The sequence below is a fragment of the Rhodococcus daqingensis genome, assembly GCF_042665615.1.
GTDB lineage: Bacteria > Actinomycetota > Actinomycetes > Mycobacteriales > Mycobacteriaceae > Rhodococcus_G > Rhodococcus_G daqingensis.
This window is the reverse complement of the sequence record NZ_JBHTCS010000009.1, coordinates 169330-186354: the sequence shown is the minus strand read 5'-3', so window position 1 is coordinate 186354 and position 17025 is coordinate 169330. Positions and strand designations below refer to the sequence as shown.

The 17025-nt window shown below is 69.7% G+C and carries 16 protein-coding genes; 10 read left to right on the top strand and 6 right to left on the bottom strand.

What is annotated here, in order from left to right; translation table 11 throughout:
- Positions 1-32: 32 nt before the first annotated feature.
- The gene (locus tag ACFQS9_RS05330) at positions 33-272 is read left to right on the top strand and encodes a hypothetical protein (protein ID WP_378402299.1); all 240 of its coding nucleotides are present in this window, start codon (positions 33-35) and stop codon (positions 270-272) included.
- Between the two features lie 199 nt (positions 273-471).
- Here the strand turns inward: ACFQS9_RS05330 and ACFQS9_RS05325 are convergent, their stop codons facing one another.
- Positions 472-1269 carry an enoyl-CoA hydratase/isomerase family protein gene (locus ACFQS9_RS05325; protein WP_378402297.1) on the bottom strand — a complete coding sequence of 266 codons (798 nt, stop codon included), beginning with the start codon at positions 1267-1269 and terminating at the stop codon, positions 472-474.
- Positions 1270-1352: 83 nt separating this feature from the next.
- Entirely contained in the window at positions 1353-1544 is a 192-nt protein-coding gene (rpmB, locus tag ACFQS9_RS05320; protein ID WP_072750141.1) for a 50S ribosomal protein L28, read from the bottom strand.
- Between the two features lie 224 nt (positions 1545-1768).
- Between rpmB and ACFQS9_RS05315 the strand changes: the two genes are divergently transcribed.
- Positions 1769-3421 carry a DAK2 domain-containing protein gene (locus ACFQS9_RS05315; protein ID WP_378402294.1) on the top strand — a complete coding sequence of 551 codons (1653 nt, stop codon included), beginning with the start codon at positions 1769-1771 and terminating at the stop codon, positions 3419-3421.
- A gap of 8 nt (positions 3422-3429) precedes the next feature.
- On the top strand, positions 3430-5670 hold the full coding sequence (gene recG, locus ACFQS9_RS05310) for an ATP-dependent DNA helicase RecG (protein WP_378402292.1): 2241 nt from the start codon (positions 3430-3432) through the stop codon (positions 5668-5670).
- Positions 5671-5705: 35 nt separating this feature from the next.
- Here the strand turns inward: recG and ACFQS9_RS05305 are convergent, their stop codons facing one another.
- Positions 5706-6668, bottom strand: coding sequence for a M23 family metallopeptidase (locus ACFQS9_RS05305; RefSeq protein ID WP_378402290.1), 963 nt, complete (start codon positions 6666-6668; stop codon positions 5706-5708).
- A gap of 141 nt (positions 6669-6809) precedes the next feature.
- Here ACFQS9_RS05305 and ACFQS9_RS05300 point away from each other — a divergent pair, with 141 nt between their 5' ends.
- The 6 genes from ACFQS9_RS05300 (at position 6810) to ACFQS9_RS05275 (ending at position 11833) form a co-directional block, all read left to right on the top strand.
- Positions 6810-7184 (top strand): BlaI/MecI/CopY family transcriptional regulator, encoded by a 375-nt coding sequence (locus ACFQS9_RS05300; protein WP_378402288.1) that lies wholly within the window; start codon positions 6810-6812, stop codon positions 7182-7184.
- On the top strand, positions 7184-8128 hold the full coding sequence (locus tag ACFQS9_RS05295) for a M56 family metallopeptidase (RefSeq protein ID WP_378402286.1): 945 nt from the start codon (positions 7184-7186) through the stop codon (positions 8126-8128). Before ACFQS9_RS05300 ends, ACFQS9_RS05295 begins: the two co-directional genes overlap by 1 nt.
- A 14-nt stretch (positions 8129-8142) precedes the next feature.
- The gene (gene lpqS / locus ACFQS9_RS05290) at positions 8143-8517 is read left to right on the top strand and encodes a putative copper homeostasis (lipo)protein LpqS (RefSeq protein ID WP_378402284.1); all 375 of its coding nucleotides are present in this window, start codon (positions 8143-8145) and stop codon (positions 8515-8517) included.
- A gap of 215 nt (positions 8518-8732) precedes the next feature.
- On the top strand, positions 8733-9758 hold the full coding sequence (locus tag ACFQS9_RS05285) for a PLP-dependent cysteine synthase family protein (protein WP_378403148.1): 1026 nt from the start codon (positions 8733-8735) through the stop codon (positions 9756-9758).
- Positions 9755-11041, top strand: a complete 1287-nt coding sequence (locus ACFQS9_RS05280; protein WP_378402282.1) for an MFS transporter — start codon at positions 9755-9757, stop codon at positions 11039-11041. The genes ACFQS9_RS05285 and ACFQS9_RS05280 overlap by 4 nt, the downstream gene beginning before the upstream one ends.
- A gap of 72 nt (positions 11042-11113) precedes the next feature.
- The gene (locus ACFQS9_RS05275) at positions 11114-11833 is read left to right on the top strand and encodes an HNH endonuclease family protein (RefSeq protein ID WP_378402280.1); all 720 of its coding nucleotides are present in this window, start codon (positions 11114-11116) and stop codon (positions 11831-11833) included.
- A 7-nt stretch (positions 11834-11840) separates the two neighbouring features.
- Here ACFQS9_RS05275 and ACFQS9_RS05270 read toward each other — a convergent pair whose 3' ends face one another.
- Genes ACFQS9_RS05270 through prpD form a run of 3 tightly spaced genes read right to left on the bottom strand, consistent with a single transcriptional unit; the run spans position 11841 to position 15402 of the window.
- Positions 11841-12962, bottom strand: a complete 1122-nt coding sequence (locus ACFQS9_RS05270; protein WP_378402278.1) for a bifunctional 2-methylcitrate synthase/citrate synthase — start codon at positions 12960-12962, stop codon at positions 11841-11843.
- The gene (gene prpB, locus ACFQS9_RS05265; RefSeq protein ID WP_378402276.1) at positions 12959-13900 is read right to left on the bottom strand and encodes a methylisocitrate lyase; all 942 of its coding nucleotides are present in this window, start codon (positions 13898-13900) and stop codon (positions 12959-12961) included. The genes ACFQS9_RS05270 and prpB overlap by 4 nt, the downstream gene beginning before the upstream one ends.
- On the bottom strand, positions 13900-15402 hold the full coding sequence (prpD, locus tag ACFQS9_RS05260; RefSeq protein WP_378402274.1) for a 2-methylcitrate dehydratase PrpD: 1503 nt from the start codon (positions 15400-15402) through the stop codon (positions 13900-13902). The genes prpB and prpD overlap by 1 nt, the downstream gene beginning before the upstream one ends.
- Before the next feature lie 169 nt (positions 15403-15571).
- Here prpD and ACFQS9_RS05255 point away from each other — a divergent pair, with 169 nt between their 5' ends.
- Positions 15572-16993: a short-chain fatty acyl-CoA regulator family protein gene (locus ACFQS9_RS05255; RefSeq protein WP_378402272.1), complete on the top strand. Its 1422-nt coding sequence runs from the start codon at positions 15572-15574 to the stop codon at positions 16991-16993.
- The last annotated feature ends 32 nt before the right edge of the window (positions 16994-17025 follow it).

The following is a 17025-nucleotide window of genomic DNA, read 5'->3' as shown; positions in this document are numbered from 1 at the left end:
CTGGCGTGGTGACCTTTGCGGCAGATCCTTCAGTGACGACCTCGATCACCATGCTCGACTGTATCGACGTGTCGGTGAACTGGCGAAATCTGACCACCGGCGCCGCCGGTACCGCCGTGCTCCGGGCCATGCAGCCCAACAACCTCAGTCGGCCTATCGCGCCGGACGAGTGGTGTCGATACGACCCTGCGACAGTGGTCGCCGGCAGCGGCACGGTCGCCTCGGTCGCCGCCGTCAACGCTCGCGTCTTTCCGCACGGGAGTGGCACCTGACCACAAGTGCCGGTCAATCCTGGGATCGGTATCTTCCAAGTCCCGTAGACGATCTCGGGCGCGAGGATCCGCAACTCCATCAGCTCACGCTGCCCCTGGCGTGAGCCCGTCGATCGGGTGGCATTCGATGTTGGCCCGACTGAGGCCAATACCGCAGGGACAGCCCACGAGCTGTCCCTGCAGTCTCCTATGGCACGGGCTACTCGCCGGCGGAGAAGTCGGCGCGGCGCTTCTCGACGAAGGCGTCGACGCCCTCCCGGCCGGTCGCTCCCGCCGCCGCCGCCGAGATCGAGGCGGTCTCCGCGTCGAGCTGGTCGGACAGCGAACGCTGACCCGACTGTGCGAGCAGGCGCTTGATGCCCGCGTATGCGGCGGTCGGGCCCGCCGCGAGGGTGCGGGCGACCCGCAGCGCCTCCTCACGGATCTCGTCGTCGCCGACCAGCCTGCTCAGGATGCCCAGCCGGACGGCCTCGTCGCCGCTGATGGCGGCATCGGTGAGGAGGATCTCGCGGGCCTTCGCGACGCCGACGATCCGGGGCAGCGTCCAGGACATGCCGCCGTCCGGGGTGTACCCGATCGAGGGGTAGGCCGGGCGGAGCTTGGTGGAGGGTCCGCCGATGGAGATGTCCGACGCGCAGACCAGGCTCATGCCCGCGCCCGCCGCCCAACCCTGGACCGCCGCGACCACGGGGACCTCGACGGCGTCGATGGCCCGGACGAAGTCGTGCAGGGTGGTCGCCAGGTACTCCACGAACTCGCCCCGGTTCTCCGCGGCGGCGAAGGCCCTGACATTTCCGCCCGCGCAGAAGTTGGCGCCCTCGCCGACCAGCAGGACACTGCGTGCGGCGAGGGTGCCCGCCGCCACGGATTGCAGGGCGGCGGTGCCCTGGCTCACCCCGTCGAAGTCGAGGGAGGTGCCGTTGTCGGCGGTGGCGATTGCGATTCGGAGTACGTCGCCTTCGAGGCGGACGTGGCTGAGGCCGTCGAGTGAAGTCACCGATGAACCATATCGGGGCCGCAGATACGACTGTGCCCCGACACCTGGGGTGTCGGGGCACAGTCGGAAAGCGATGGAACGCGTCAGCCGCGGACGACCTTGCCCGCCTTCAGGCAGGAGGTGCACACGTTGAGCTTCTGACGGGTACCGGGACCAACCTGGGCCCGGACAGTCTGAATGTTCGGGTTCCAACGACGGTTGGTACGCCGGTGCGAGTGCGAGACCGACTTACCGAAGCCGGGCCCCTTGGCGCATACGTCGCAGACGGCAGCCATAGTCGCGAACTCCTTGAATTGAGGTACGGATATCTTTTTGGTGCTGGCCTACGAACACGGGACGCCGAAGCGACCCTTGCGAGGCAACCCTGCAAGAGTAGCCGCATCCGCATCGATTGACCAAACCGGCCTGTCCCGCACCTGGAGCCGGGCAGACCGTCTGAGGAGAACGATAGTCTGGCCGAGCCGAGCAGTTCCCATCAGGGCAGAGAGGACGAACAGAGTTGCTCATTGCCCTGGACAGCGTGGACGGTGAGGCGCTGCTGAGTTGGTCGAGGCGGTGTGTGGACGGTCTCGACGCACGCTGCGAAGAGATCAACCGCCTCAATGTCTTCCCGGTTCCGGACTCGGACACCGGGACGAATCTCCTGTTCACCATGCGCGCGGCCGCCGACGGTGCCGAGGCCGTGGGCGCGGCCGCCTCGGTGGGTGTGGTGGCCTCGGCGCTGGCCCGTGGCGCGGTCGCGGGGGCCCGCGGCAATTCGGGCGTGATCCTGTCCCAGGTGCTGCGCGGTATCGCCGAGGTCGCGGGCGACGAGCCCCTGGACGCCCGTCTGCTGTGCGGTGCGCTGAACGAGGCCGCTGTGCTGGCGACCGAGGCGATCAGCATCCCGGTCGAGGGCACGATCGTGACGGTGCTCCGGCACGCGGCAGCGGCAGCGGACGCATGCCCGCACGATGCCCCCCTGTCCCTGGTGGCGGCCGAGGCCGCCGACGCCGCGGCCGAGGCGCTCGCGCGCACCCCCTCTCAGGTGCCTGTGCTCGGCGCGGCCGGGGTCGTCGACGCGGGCGGCCTCGGGCTGCTGGTCATCCTCGACGCGCTGGTCGGCGTCGTGACGGGCGTGACCCCCGAGCGTCAGGACATCGTGGTCGCGCCGGTCGCACCGAGCCGTCCGCGCCCCTCCGTTCCGGTGCCCGGTTGCGTGGACGAGCCGGGCGATCAGGACTACGAGGTGATGTACCTGCTGTCCGGTTCCGATGCGAGGCGCGTGGACACATTGCGGTCCCGGCTCGGAGAGCTGGGCGACTCGGTGATCATCGTCGGCGACGGCGATGGTTCCTGGTCGGTGCATGTGCACTGCTCGGACCCCGGCCCCGCGGTCGAGGCCGGACTGGCCGCGGGCCGCACCCACGACATCCGGATCTCCTGCTTTGCGCTCGACGAGGCGCGCGCGGGCAAACGCGGGGCCTTCGGCGGTCGGGGCCGGCGGATCGGTGCGGCCGATCGTGGAGTTCTCGCGATCGTCGCGGGCGAGGGCGCCGCCGGTCTGTTCGCGGGCGAGGGCGCGACGGTGCTCCGCTGCGACGAACCGGTCACCCCCGATCAGCTCCTCGACGCGATTCGCGCGCTGGACTGCGGCGAGGTGCTGGTGCTCCCGAACGGTGCGCTGTCGGCGCCCGAGCTGGTGACCATCGGTGTCGCGGCCCGCGACGAGGGTCACGAGGTGCTGCTGCTGCCCAGTTCGTCGATGGTGCAGGGGCTGGCCGCCCTCGCCGTGCACGACCCCGGGCGGGCCGCGGCCGACGACGTCTTCGCGATGTCCGAGGCGGCCGCGACCACCCGCTGGGGATCGCTGCGTGTCGCGGAGGAGCGTGCGCTCACGCTGATGGGTACCTGCGAGGCGGGTGACGGCCTCGGGCTGATCGGTCGGGAGGTGGTGGTGATCGCCCCCGACGCGGCGGAGGCGGGCCGTCGCCTGATCGACCAGGTGCTCGGGGTCGGCGGAGAACTGTTGACGTTGTTGTTGGGGGCCGAGATCCCTGCGGGCTTCGCCGACCTCCTCTCGGAGCATGTCGCGGCGAACCATCCGGGTATCGAGGTGTTGATCTACGAGGGCGGGCAGTCCGGGGATCTGCTGCAGCTCGGCGTCGAATAGGTGGTGTCATGGCAACTCTGACCGATCGGATCGATCACCTCCTCGGCCGCAAGGTCGCCGAACCGCTGGCCGAGGCGTTCGGGATCCACACCGTGCAGGACCTGCTGCGGCACTATCCGCACCGGTATGCGACGCAGGGCGCCGAACTCGGCGAGAAGGAACCGCCGGAGGGCACGCACCTGACGATCCTGGCGACGGTGACCTCGGCCGCGCTCGTGTCGATGAAGTCGCGCAGCGGGAAGATGCTCAAGGTTGTGCTGACCTCCGACAAGCAGAGCGTCGACGCCACCTTCTTCAACCCGCATAAAGTGGCGCATGCCATCAAACCCGGTGTGCGGGCTATGTTCTCGGGCAATGTGAAGTACTTCCGGGGCAAGCTGGGGCTGACCCATCCGAGCTATCTGATCCTGCCGAACCGCGACGAGGACGACGGATCGGTGGTCGCGGCGGGCAAGGTTCGCGGTGGCGGCGCGCTGGCCGGGATGGCGCGCAGCGCACAGGATCCGGGGTCGGGCGTGGACATGTCGATCTTCGAACGCAACCTGATCCCGCTGTATCCGGCGACGCGCGAGGTGGAGAGCTGGACGTTGCTGCGGTGCATCCGCCAGGTCCTCGATCAGCTCGACGAGGTGCAGGACCCGCTGCCGGAGGCGATTCGGCGCGAGCACGGCCTGATCGGTCTCGACGAGGCGCTGCGGTCGGTGCACCTGCCGGAGACGAAGGACGAGGTGGATCGTGCCCGCGATCGCCTCCGATTCGACGAGGCGGTCGCACTGCAGCTGGTCCTGGCGCAGCGCAGCCACGAGGTCGCGGGACGGGTGGCGCCCGCCTGTCCGCCCAAACCCGACGGGGTGGCGGCGGCGTTCGAGACCCGGTTGCCGTTCACGCTGACCGAGGGGCAGCACGAGGTCGCCGAGGAGATCTCCGCCGATCTCGGCCGGGCTCATCCGATGAACCGGTTGCTGCAGGGCGAGGTCGGCTCCGGCAAGACGGTGGTCGCGCTGCGCGCAATGCTGCAGGTGATCGACGCCGGCTATCAGTGCGCGTTGCTGGCGCCGACGGAGGTGCTCGCCGCGCAGCACGCCCGGTCGCTGCGTCAGATGCTCGGGAATCTCGCCATGGCAGGCGAACTCGGGGCCGACGACCTGGCGACGCGAGTGACGCTGCTCACCGGGTCGATGTCGGTGTCGGCCCGCCGCACCGCATTGCTGGAGGCGGTGAACGGCGATGCCGGCATCGTGATCGGTACCCATGCGCTCATTCAGGACGGTGTCGAGTTCTTCAACCTCGGCATGGTGGTGGTCGACGAGCAGCATCGGTTCGGTGTCGAGCAGCGCGACGAGCTTCGTGGCCGGGCGCGCGAGGGACTGAGCCCCCACCTGCTGGTGATGACGGCGACGCCGATTCCCCGGACCATCGCGATGACCGTGCTCGGCGATCTGGAGACCTCGACACTGCGGCAGCTGCCGAGCGGACGCTCGCCCATCGTCAGCAAGGTGGTGCCCGCCCTGACCCAGCCGGCCTGGGTGGACCGTGCCTGGGAACGGATCCGGGAGGAGGTCGCCGACGGCAGGCAGGCCTACGTGGTGTGTTCGCGGATCGGGGAGGGTGACGACGCCCCCGACGCGAAGGAGCAGCAGACGACGGCGGCACTGGCGCTGTTCGAGGAGTTGCGGTTCGGCCCACTGTCCGATCTGCGGGTCGGCCTGCTGCACGGCAGGCTCCCCGCGGACGAGAAGGACGCGGTGATGCGCGATTTCACCGCGGGGCTGATCGACGTGCTGGTGTGTACCACCGTCGTCGAGGTCGGCGTCGACGTGCCGAACGCCACGGTGATGGTGCTCAAGGACGCGGACCGGTTCGGGGTCAGTCAGCTCCACCAGCTCCGCGGCCGGGTCGGTCGTGGCGCGCACCAGGGGCTGTGCCTGCTGATCACCGACACGAAGCCGGGCTCGCCGCCGTTCGAGCGTCTGACCGCGGTGGCGGGCACCAACGACGGCTTCGAGCTCGCCCAGCTCGACCTCGCGCAGCGGCGCGAGGGCGACGTGCTCGGCGCGGCGCAGTCCGGTAACACCACGACTCTCCGGTTGCTCTCGTTGCTCGACCACGAGGACGTGATCGTCGCCGCACGGGAGTTCTCGCGCACGGTGATCGACGCTGACCCGGGGCTGGCCCGGCACCCGGGCCTGGCCTCGATGGTGACCGCCGCGATCGATGCAGACCGGATCGAGTTCCTGGAGAAGTCGTGACCCGCGGTGATCGGCCCGGCGCACGAGTGGCTCGATCAGTCCTCCGGGCCGAGGACCGACGCGCCCCGCGCCGCCAGCCACGCCAGGGGATCGACGGTGTCTCCCGACGGTGATTCCACCTCGAAATGCAGGTGTGGACCGGTCGAATTGCCGCGATCGCCGACCGTCGCGATCCGCTGACCGGCCCTGACTCGTTGGCCGACCGACACGGTGTTGTCGTTGTTGTGGCCGTAGGTGGTGACGGTTCCGTCGTCGTGCCGGATGCGTACCCACAGTCCGAAGCCCTGGGCCGGACCAGCACTGATCACCTCGCCGTCCGCGACCGCGACAATCGGCGATCCGAGGGTGTTCGCGATGTCGATGCCCGCGTGCCTGCGTCCGTCCCCGAAGGTCGAGGTGACACTGCCGGCGGTGGGTGCCACGACCCGGCGGGTCGACGGGTCGCCCCCCGTCCGGCTCCCGGATCCGTCCTCGGCCGAATCCGGCTCCGAATCGGTTGGGCCGGAAGGTCTCTCGCCCGACAGAGTCGCGGTGCCGGCGTCGTGGCTCGGGTGTTCGGCGTCCGTCCGGCCGAGTTCGAGGGCGTCGAGCAGTCGGACGATGAGCATCGGATCGATCGCCGTGAACTCGTCCGAGCACGCCGCCACCGCAAGCTCCGCATCGGCGGCGCCGTAGGGGCTCAGGCACTCGGTGAGTCCCCGCTGGGCAGACGTCAGGTCCGCGAGGGATCCGTTCGCCTCCGCGTTCTCCAGGCTGGCGTCGGTGATGTTCGCGATCGTCTGCCACAGGGCGGGGTCGACGAGCGCGTCCGCCCTCTCGTCAGGGGTCGAGGACAGCAGGCCGGCCACCAATCCCACGAGTGAGGGTTCTGCGGCGTCCGGACGGGGAGCTGCGCCCGCGGTCCCGGCGGCCAGGGCCGCAGCGGTGGCGGCGGCGAGGACACCGGCTGTCGACCGGGCGATTCGTCGATGGGCGGCACGAGTATTCGTCGAGCGCATCTGGGAGCCTTCCGTCTGGGCGGCCGGGGCCCGGTGACGGTCATGCCGGACCGGGTCAGGGTAATCTACTATTTACGTACGTAGGTAGTAGGTGAATCGGCTCGTCGTGTTCGTGGCGGCGGATGGCGGCGGGAGGCAGCGGTGCGTGTGCGGGGGTTCGGCGAGCTCGAGGCGGCCGTGATGGATCGGCTGTGGAGCCGCGAGGGGCCGACGACGGTGCGTGAGGTGTTCGACGACCTGTTGGCGGATCGCGAGATCGCGTACACCACGGTGATGTCCACGATGGACAACCTGCACCGCAAGGGCTGGCTCGAGCGGGAACGCACCGGCAAGGCCTTCGCCTATTGGCCCACGCTGACGCGGGAGCAACACACCGCGCGGCTGATGCGGGAGGCCTTCGAGGGGGGCGGTCGATCCGACGTCGTCCTCACGCACTTCCTGGAACAGATGAGCGAAGAGGAATCGGCGACGCTGCGCGACGCGCTGCGGCGCCTCGCGGATCCCGGGTGCGCCTGATGGGGGTGGGGGCGTTCCTGCTGCTCTACTCGGTGCTGATCGCTGTGTTCGCGCCTTCGTTGCTGACCCGGCTCACGCACCGTGGCAACGCCCCCCGGCTCGGGGTCGCCGCCTGGACGACCGCCATCGCGAGTGTGCTGGCATCGTGGGTCGCCGGCGCGGCGCTGCTCGCGGTCGAACTGGTACACGCAATGCCGACCTCGGGTGGGTCGGTCGTCGGATCCTGTCTTCGGTTGCTGCGCGGCCTCGTCGGTGACGGCGTGACCGTCGCGGTACAGATCTGCCTGTTCGTGTCGGCGACCGCGGCAGCGGTCGTGGTGGGGTGGAGGCTCGTTCGCGGGCTGGGCACCGCGCGCAGGCGCACCCACGCACACGCTCGCGACGCGCGGGTGGTGGGGCGACGCGTCCCTGGGATCGATGCACTCGTCCTCGACGCGGGGGAGCGTGCGGCCTACTGCGTCCCCGGGCGGCCGAACGTCATCATCGTCACCAGTTCCGCCCTGGACGCGCTCGGGGCGAACGAACTCGACGCGGTCCTCGCGCACGAGCGGGCCCACCTGAACGGACACCACCCGCAATTGCTCGCGGTGCTCCGGGTGCTGGCCGAGACCCTGCCGCGCGTCGCCTTGTTCAGAGTCGGGGCCGCCCAGGTCTCTCGGCTGCTGGAGATGTGCGCCGACGACGCGGCGACGCGGATCCACGGCAGGAGCGCGCTCCTCGCCGGACTGATCGCCCTGGCCGGATCGGGTCCGGCTCCAGCCGAGGGGATGGGCGCCACCTCCGTCGCCGTTCTCGACAGGGCCGGCCGCCTGGCGGCACCCCTTCCGGCGCCGGACCGTGTCCGCGCGCGGGCACGGCTCGCGGTCGCGAGTGTCGCGCTCGCCTCGGTTCCCGCCCTGATGGCAGTCGTCGGAGTGATGTGGTGTCCGCCGGTGGTCCTGTGATCGGACTGCCCCGCGTGCGTGCTGCGATCCTGGTCGGAGTGGCCTATCTGCTCGTGCACACGATCGCGCAGTGCGCGTTCGCGGTCGCGCACGGCGAGTCGGAGCCCGCGCACGTGTTGTCGGCGTCGACGATCGAGACGGAACTCTCGCCCGCGCACGCCCACATCGGCGAAGTCGCGGGGCACGCGGCGCACGGGGAGCACGCCGTCGCGTCGCTGCCTCGCGTCGAGAACCCGCTCCGGCTGTTCGCCCTCGCGGTCGCGATCCTGGCAGTGGCGGCGGCGTCGATGTTGTGGTCCGCGCCGGCCCCGCGCGCCCCTCCCGCGGTGTCCGAACCCGCGCGCCAGGGGCGCGCCGTCCTGATCGAGCTGTGTATCGACAGGTGCTGACCGGTTGCCGGCGGGCCGCCGAGGGTCTCCTCGGCCGGTCCGTCACCGCTGCCACCGATCACACCGACTGCGCCCGGCGCAGCCGACACACAGGGACTTGATGTCACATGAACATGTTCGCGACCACAATCGACACCGCGCCGCCGGCCGCCTCCGTGGCGGCGCCGGCGGCGCAGCTGCTGACCACCGCCGGACGCTGCCCGCAGCCGAGCACGATGGTGGGGAACACACCCGTGCTCTGGATCGGCGAACCCTTCGCCGACGCCGGCCGTGGGTTCTGGGCGAAACTCGAGGGTGCCAACCCCGGCGGGATGAAGGATCGGCCCGCGCTGCACATGGTGGAACGGGCACGGCTCCGAGGGGACCTGGCTCCCGGCGCGATGATCATCGAATCAACAAGCGGCACATTGGGTCTCGGTCTCACGCTGGCCGGAATCGTGCACCGTCACCCCGTCACGCTCGTCACCGACCCGGGAATGGAGCCGATCGTGCATCATCTGCTCGCGGCCTACGGGGCATCGGTGGAGCTGGTCACCGAACCGCACGCGACCGGTGGATGGCAGCAGGCGCGGCGGGACCGGGTGCGCGAACTCCTCGAACGACATCCCGGATCGTGGTGCCCGGACCAGTACCAGAACCCCGACAACGTCGACGCGTACAGCTCGCTCGCGCTCGAGCTGATCGCCCAGCTCGGCAGGGTCGACGTGCTGGTCTGCTCGGTCGGGACCGGGGGGCACTCCGCCGGTGTGGCCAGGGTGCTGCGGCAGTACTGCCCCGATCTCAGGTTGGTGGGGGTGGACACGGTCGGCTCGACGATCTTCGGGCAGCCGGCGGGCACCAGGATCATGCGCGGCCTGGGGTCGAGCATCTACCCGGCGAACGTCGACTACCCGGCGTTCGACGAGGTCCACTGGGTGGCACCCTCGGAGGCGGTGTGGTCGTGCCGGACGCTGGCCGCGACCCATCACGCGAGCGGCGGGTGGAGCGTCGGAGCCGTCGCGCTGACCGCGGGCTGGGTGGCGCGGACCTCGGCCCCCGATGTCCGCGTGGCCGCGATCTTCCCGGACGGGCCGCAGCGGTACTTCGACACCGTCTACAACGACGAATTCTGTGCGTCGCACGGATTGCTCGACGGTCGGCCCCCGGCCGAGCCCGTGACGATCGAGCGACCCGATGACCAGGTCGTGGACCGATGGACGCGCTGTGCCACGGTCATCGATCCGAGCGGGCCGGCCGCATGAGGCGGCTCGTCGTCCAGTTCCGGAGCTTCGATCGGCCGAGCCGGGTCTTGATGGTCAACCAGTTCTCGATCAACATCGGCTTCTACATGCTGATGCCGTATCTCGCGGGGTATCTCGCGGGTCCGCTCGGGCTGGCGGCCTGGGCGGTCGGGCTCGTGCTCGGGGTCCGCAACTTCTCCCAGCAGGGCATGTTCCTGGTCGGTGGCACGCTGGCCGACCGATGGGGATACAAGCCACTGATCGTCGCCGGCTGTCTGCTGCGCACCGGTGGCTTCCTCCTGCTCGCTGTGGTCGACTCGCTGCCCGCGGTCCTTGTCGCCGCGGTCGCGACCGGATTCGCGGGGGCACTGTTCAACCCCGCGGTGCGCGCGTATCTCGCCGCGGACTCGGGTCCGCGCCGCATCGAGGCATTCGCGGTGTTCAACGTCTTCTACCAGGCGGGGATCCTGCTGGGCCCCCTCGTGGGACTCGCCCTGACCGCCTTGGACTTCCGCGTCACCGCCATGGTCGCGGCGGCGGTGTTCGCGGTCCTGACCGTTGTGCAGATCTGGGCCCTGCCGAGGCGCCGGGGTGAGTCGGCGGTGGCTCGAACGTCCGTCCTCGACGACTGGCGAGTTGTCATGTCGAATCGTCCTTTCGTGCTGTTCGCGGTGGCGATGATCGGGTCGTACGTTCTCTCGTTCCAGGTCTACCTCGCCCTGCCGTTGCAGGCGGCGGTCGTGGCGGGCGACCCCCGCGCCGAGACCGTGCTGGTGACGGCGATGTTCGTCCTGTCGGGGACCGTGGCGATCGCGGGCCAACTCCGGATCACGTCGTGGTTCGCACGCCGATGGGGTTCGGGCCGAAGCCTGGTCGTCGGGATGGCCGTGATGGCCGCGGGATTCGTGCCGGTGATCGCGGTGCCGGGGACAGGGCTCGGGTGGTGGCCCGCGGCGGGCGCGGTGCTGCTGACGGCGGTCCTGCTGGCGGTCGGGACGGCCGCGGTGTTCCCTTTCGAGATGGACACCATCGTCGCGCTGTCGGGCAATCGACTCGTCGCAACGCACTACGGCTTCTACAACACCGTTGTGGGGGTGGGCATCCTCCTCGGGAATCTCGGCACCGGCGCGGTGTTCGGGCGGGCCCGCGAGGCGGGCATGGGTGCGGTGACGTGGGTGGCGCTCACCCTCGTCGGCGTCGTGTGTGTCGGTTCGCTGTATCTGCTCGAGCGTTCGGGTCGGCTGGACCCGCCGCCGCGGTCCGATGTCGCCCGCCGGGGCGATTCGGTGCGCACGGCCGGCTGACGACGGCGGGTCGGGCGCGGCCGCGACCGAGATGCGGCACCCGACGGCGTCGCCTCACGCATACTGAACGCCATGCGGCGTCTGGGGTTTCGCGGGGGTCTCGGGCTCGTCGTGGTGCTCGCCATCGTGATTCTGGTCGTCGTCGGGTTGCTGCAGTCCCGCGGATCGGACTCCGGGGGGTCGGGCGGGTCCGGCGCCGTGAGCGCCGAACCACCCGGAGACCAGGCACCCGACCCGCTGGCGGGCATCGTGGTGGTGGACAGGCGCACCAAGGTGCCCGGCTACGACCGCGGCGACTTCGGCCCCGCGTGGACGGACGACACCGACGCCCCGCTGGGCCGCAACGGCTGTGACACCCGCAACGACATCCTCGAGCGTGACCTCGTGGACCGGGTGAACTTCGACATCTGGCGCTGCCCGTGGGCGGTCCGGAGCGGGACCCTGCACGACCCGTACAGCGGCGTCGTGATCGCCTTCCAGCATGGGGACGACACCAGCAATGCGGTCCAGATCGATCACATCGTCTCGCTGGCACTCGCCTGGGACATGGGCGCGAGCACCTGGACCCCGGAGCGCCGCGGCAGGTTCGCGAACGATCCCGCGAACCTGATCGCCGTGGCGGGGGAGGCCAACTTCGCCAAGGCCTCCCACACGCCCGCCAGTTGGATGCCCCCGAACGAGGCGTTCCGCTGCGACTATGCGCGCCGGTTCACGGCGGTGCTCCGGGAGTACGGGCTGCCCATCGACAGGGCGTCCGCCGAGGCGTTGCGCGGTGCCCTGCGGGCCTGCTGACCCGGACTCAGGCGACGACCGTGCGCTGCGGCACCCCCGAGTACTGGCTCAGCGGGCGGATCAGCGCGTTGGCGCCGCCCTGCTCGATGATGTGCGCTGTCCACCCGGTGATCCGGCTCATCACGAACATCGGCGTGAACATCTCGACGTCGAAGCCCATCAGGTAATACGCGGGCCCGGTCGGGAAGTCGAGGTTCGGTTTGATGCCCGTCGCGCCCACCATCGTCTTCTCGAGGATCTCGTACATCCGCACCCAGTTCTCGCCGCCGGTGTGCTCCGCGACATCGACCAGCGCGGACTTCATCGTCGGCACCCGCGAATCGCCGTTCTTGTAGACGCGGTGCCCGAAGCCCATCACCTTCTCCTTGGCGGCGAGCCTGGCGCGCATCCACTCCTCGGCGCGCTCGGGATCACCGATCTCGAGCATGTCGTGCATGACGGCCTCGTTGGCGCCGCCGTGCAGCGGGCCCTTGAGCGCGCCGATCGCGGCGGTGACCGCGCTGTAGATGTCCGAGAGCGTCGAGGTGACCACCCGCGCCGCAAACGTCGACGCGTTGAAGCTGTGCTCCGCGTACAGGATCAGCGACACCTCGAACGCCCGCACGATCGACGGGTCGGGGACCGCGCCGAAGCACATGTGGAGGAAGTTCTCCGCGAAGCCCCGGTGTGAGTGCGGGGCGATCGGATCGAGCCCGCGCCGGCGCCGGAAGTCGGCGGCGACGATCGTCGGGAGCACCGCCGTCATCCGCAGTGCCTTCGCGAGGTTCTCCTCGGGCGAGTTGTCATCCTCCGCAGGGTCTTCCGCGCCAAGGTAGCTGATCGCGGTGCGCACGACGTCCATCGGATGACAGTTGTCCGGCATCTTCGCGAGCAGCGACAGCAGCGAGCGGTCGGCGCGTCGCGCCGCTCGCTCGCGCTGGCACATGAGCTCGAGCTGCGTCGGCGTCGGGAGCTCGCTGTGCCAGAGCAGGTATGCGACCTCCTCGAAGCTGCAATGCGCCGCGAGGTCCTGCACCGCGTACCCGCGATAGGTCAGCGAGTTGGTCTCGGGCACCACCTTGGAGATCGCGGTGGTGTCGACGACGACGCCCGCGAGTCCCTTGAAGATGGTCGGAATCGCCTCGGTCATGAGCCACTCTCCTCAATGCGGAAGTTGAAGATGCCGCTGTCGAATTCGTTGTAGCGCTCGTACTCGAGCAGTTCGTAGAGCCGGCTGCGGTGCTGCATCTTGTCGAGCAGACCGGATTGCGTTCCCTTCTCCGCGATCTCCCGCAGGCCGACCTCGGCTGCGTGCATGGCCAGCCGCAGCGTCGAGACCGGGTAGATCACCGCGTTGAAGCCGATGTCCTCGAGCGTCTTCGCCGAGAGGAGTTCGGACTTGCCGAACTCGGTCATGTTCGCCAGCAACGGAATGTCCACGGCGGCGCGGAACTTCTCGAACTCGGCCTCGGTGTGCAGGGCCTCGGTGAAGATCAGGTCGGCGCCTGCGTCCGCGTACGCCTTGGCCCGCTCGATCGCGTCATCGATTCCGCCTTTGCCGGAGGCGGTCGTGTCACTGATGCCCGCCGCGTCGGTGCGGGCGCAGATCACGAAGGTCGGGTCCCGGCGGGCGGAGACCGCCGCGCGCAGGCGGCGCACCATCTCGGCAGTCGGCACAACGGCCTTGCCGTCGAGGTGTCCGCACCGCTTCGGATTGACCTGGTCCTCGAGGTGGCAGCCCGCGATCCCGGCGTCCTCGAGCACGGTGACCGTGCGGGCCGCACTCATCGGTTCGCCGAACCCGGTGTCCGCGTCGATCAGTACGGGCAGGTCGGTGACACGGGCGATCTGCCGGCCGCGCTCGGCCACCTCGGTCAGGGTGGTCAGTCCGATGTCGGGCAGCGCGAGGTCCGCGGACACGACGGCGCCGGAGACATAGACACCCTCGAAGCCGATCTCCTGGATCAGCTTGGCGACAAGCGGATTGAACGCGCCGGGCAGGCGCTGTATCGAACCCGACGTGAGCCCGCGCCGAAACGCGATCCGCTTGTCGGATGCGGAGGTGGCGGCGGCGATCAGGCCCGACATCAGAACAGGCCCTTCGGCGACTTCGGTGCCCGGGCGAGCACGTCGTCGGCGACGGTGAACGTCAGCTGGTTCAGCTCGCCCGACTTCAGTTCGGGGGTGCGCTGCGCGGCATCCAGGAAGCGGTCCTGCTCGGCCGGGTCGACGATGCCCTCGGCGAGCGTGCGGAACTTGGCGATGTACTGATCCCGTGCGAACGGGCGCGCGCCCAACGGATGTGCGTCGGCGATCGCGAGCTCGTCGACGATCACCTCGCCGCTCTTGAGTGTCACCTCGGCGCGGGCGCCGAAGGCCTTCTCGTCCGGGTCGGCGGAATGGTAGCGGCGGGTCCACTCCGGGTCCTCGGCCGTGGAGATCTTCTTCCAGAGCTCGATCGTGTCCGGGCGTTGCGCGCGCTCGGGCGCGTACGAGCGCTCGTGATGCCAGGTGCCGTCCTGCAGCGCGACGGCGAAGATGTACATCACCGAGTGGTCCAGGGTCTCGCGGGAGGCGGTGGGGTCGAACTTCTGCGGATCGTTCGAGCCGGTGCCGATCACCACGTGTGTGTGGTGGCTGGTGTGCAAGACGACCGAGGCGACCTGATCCAGGTCGCCGATCCGCTCGCGCATGCGGCGGGCCAGGTCGATCGGGGCCTGGCTCTGGTACTCCGCGGAGTGTTCCTTGGTGTAGCTGTCCAGGATCGCGCGCTTTGCCTCGCCGGGGCCGGGCAGCGGTACGTGGTATTCGGCGTTCGGCCCGCCGAGCAGCCACGCGATGACGCCGTCCTCGCCCTCCCAGATGGGGGAGGGTGCGCCCTCGCCGCGCATGGCGCGGTCGACGGACTCGACCGCCACCTTGCCCGCCAGCGCCGGGGCGTAGGCCTTCCAGCTGGAGATCTGGCCCTTGCGGGACTGGCGGGTCGCCGTCGTCAGGTGCAAGGCCTGGCCGATCGCCTGGTAGACGGTCTCGGTGTCCAAGCCGAGGAGGGTGCCGATGCCCGCGGCCGCGGACGGGCCGAGATGGGCGACGTGGTCGATCTTGTGCTCGTGCAGGCAGATCGCGCGCACCAGGTCGATCTGGATCTCGTACCCGGTGGCCAGCCCGCGGATCAGGTCACGGCCGCTGCGACCGGCGTGCTGGGCGACGGCGAGGACCGGCGGGATGTTGTCACCGGGATGGGAGTACTCGGCGGCCAGGAAGGTGTCGTGGAAATCGAGTTCGCGGACGGCGACGCCATTGGTCCAGGCGGCCCACTCCGGAGAGTAGGTGCCGGCCACGCCGAACACGGTCGACCCGGGGCCGAACGGGTGCGACCGTGCTTGGGCGCGCGCGTTCGCGACGGGCCGGCGCACGAGTGCGGCGGCCGCGACGGCCGCATTGTCGATGATCCGGTTGACGATCATTTCGGAGGTGACGGCGGGGACCTCGACCGCGTCGGTGGCGACCTCGGCGATCTTCCACGCCAGGTGCTCCTGTCGGGGGAACTCCTCCGCGGACCGGTGCGTGCGTACGAGATGTGTCTTCATCAATCCTCCGTGCCGATGCCCTGTTCTGCTGTTCCTTCGCACGCTACGCATCACGTGGGGCGCATCAAATACGTTGCACTTGCCTATTTTTGCGTGGGGTGCGCCGGAAGACTGCGAATCTTGTGAATCGGTGCGCGGTACCCTCACCTGGCGAGCGAGGAGGAGATCGATGAAGAAGATGTACGCCGGAGCCCGACTGCGGCGGCTCCGCGACGAACGGCAACTCTCGCAGCTGGCGCTCGCCAAGACGCTGGGGCTCTCGCCGAGCTACGTCAACCAGCTCGAGAACGACCAGCGCCCGCTCACGGTGCCGGTGCTCCTCAAGCTCAACGCCGAGTTCGATCTCGACGTCCAGTTCTTCGCGGCGGACTCCGATGCGCGCCTGGTCGCCGATGTCCATCAGGCGCTGGCGGAGACGTCCGAGTCCGGTGACGTCTCGCTCGCGGAGTTGGACGAGTTGGTGGCCCGCATGCCCGCGGTGGGCCGAACCCTGGTGACGCTGCACCGCCGCCTGCACGCGGCGACCGATCAGCTGGACCAGTTCTCGGCGCAACTGTCCGGGGAGGCGTCGGCCGGGTCCGCGCGCGTTCCGATGCCGTACGAGGAGGTTCGCGACTTCTTCTACGATCGTCGCAATCACATCGCCCGGCTCGACGACGCCGCGGAGCAGATGTTCACCCGTAACGAGCTCACCATCGGCGCGCTCGATCTGCAGCTCGCGAGGCTGATGCGCGATCGGCACGGCGTCACGGTCCGGATCCGGACCGACGAACCGGATCAATTGGGTCCCAAGCGTTTCTATGACGCGGGACGGTCGACCCTCACGCTCGCGCGGCGGCTCACCGCGGGTCAGCGCGCCTTCCAGATCGCGATGCAGCTCGCCTTCCTGACGCAGGCGGAGACGATCGACGCCATTGTCGCGGAGGATGATTCGCTGAGTGCCGAATCGGCGGCACTGGCGCGGATCGGACTGGCGCACTACTTCGCCGGAGCACTGATCCTGCCGTACAGCCAGTTCCTGGACTCGGCCGAGTCGTTGCGCTACGACATCGACCTGCTCAGCCTCAAGTTCGAGGTCGGCTTCGAGACCATCTGCCACCGGCTGTCCACGCTGCAGCGGCACCGCCAGCGCGGGGTCCCGTTCTTCTTCGTCCGCACCGATCGCGCCGGGAACATCTCCAAACGCCAGTCCGCCACCGCCTTTCATTTCTCCCGGGTGGGCGGGAGCTGCCCGTTGTGGGTGGTCCACGAGGCCTTCGGCAACCCAGGCCGGATCCACACCCAGGTGGCGAAGATGCCCGACGGGCGAACCTATCTGTGGGTGGCGCGGACCACGCACAGCGGCGGCCTCGGCTACCTGGCGCCCGAACGCAACTTCGCGATCGGGCTCGGCTGCGATATCGCCTACGCCGATCGGATGGTGTACTCGCACGGAATCCAGACCGACGACCCGGCCACGATCGTGCCGATCGGCGCGGGCTGCAAGGTGTGCGACCGCCCCGCCTGCGCACAGCGGGCGTTCCCGCAGTTGGGGCGGTCGGTCCTGGTGAACGAGGACAGCAGCGGCCACCTGCCCTACCCGCACGCGTAGCCGCACCCGCGCCCGCCATGGTGGGCGCGGGC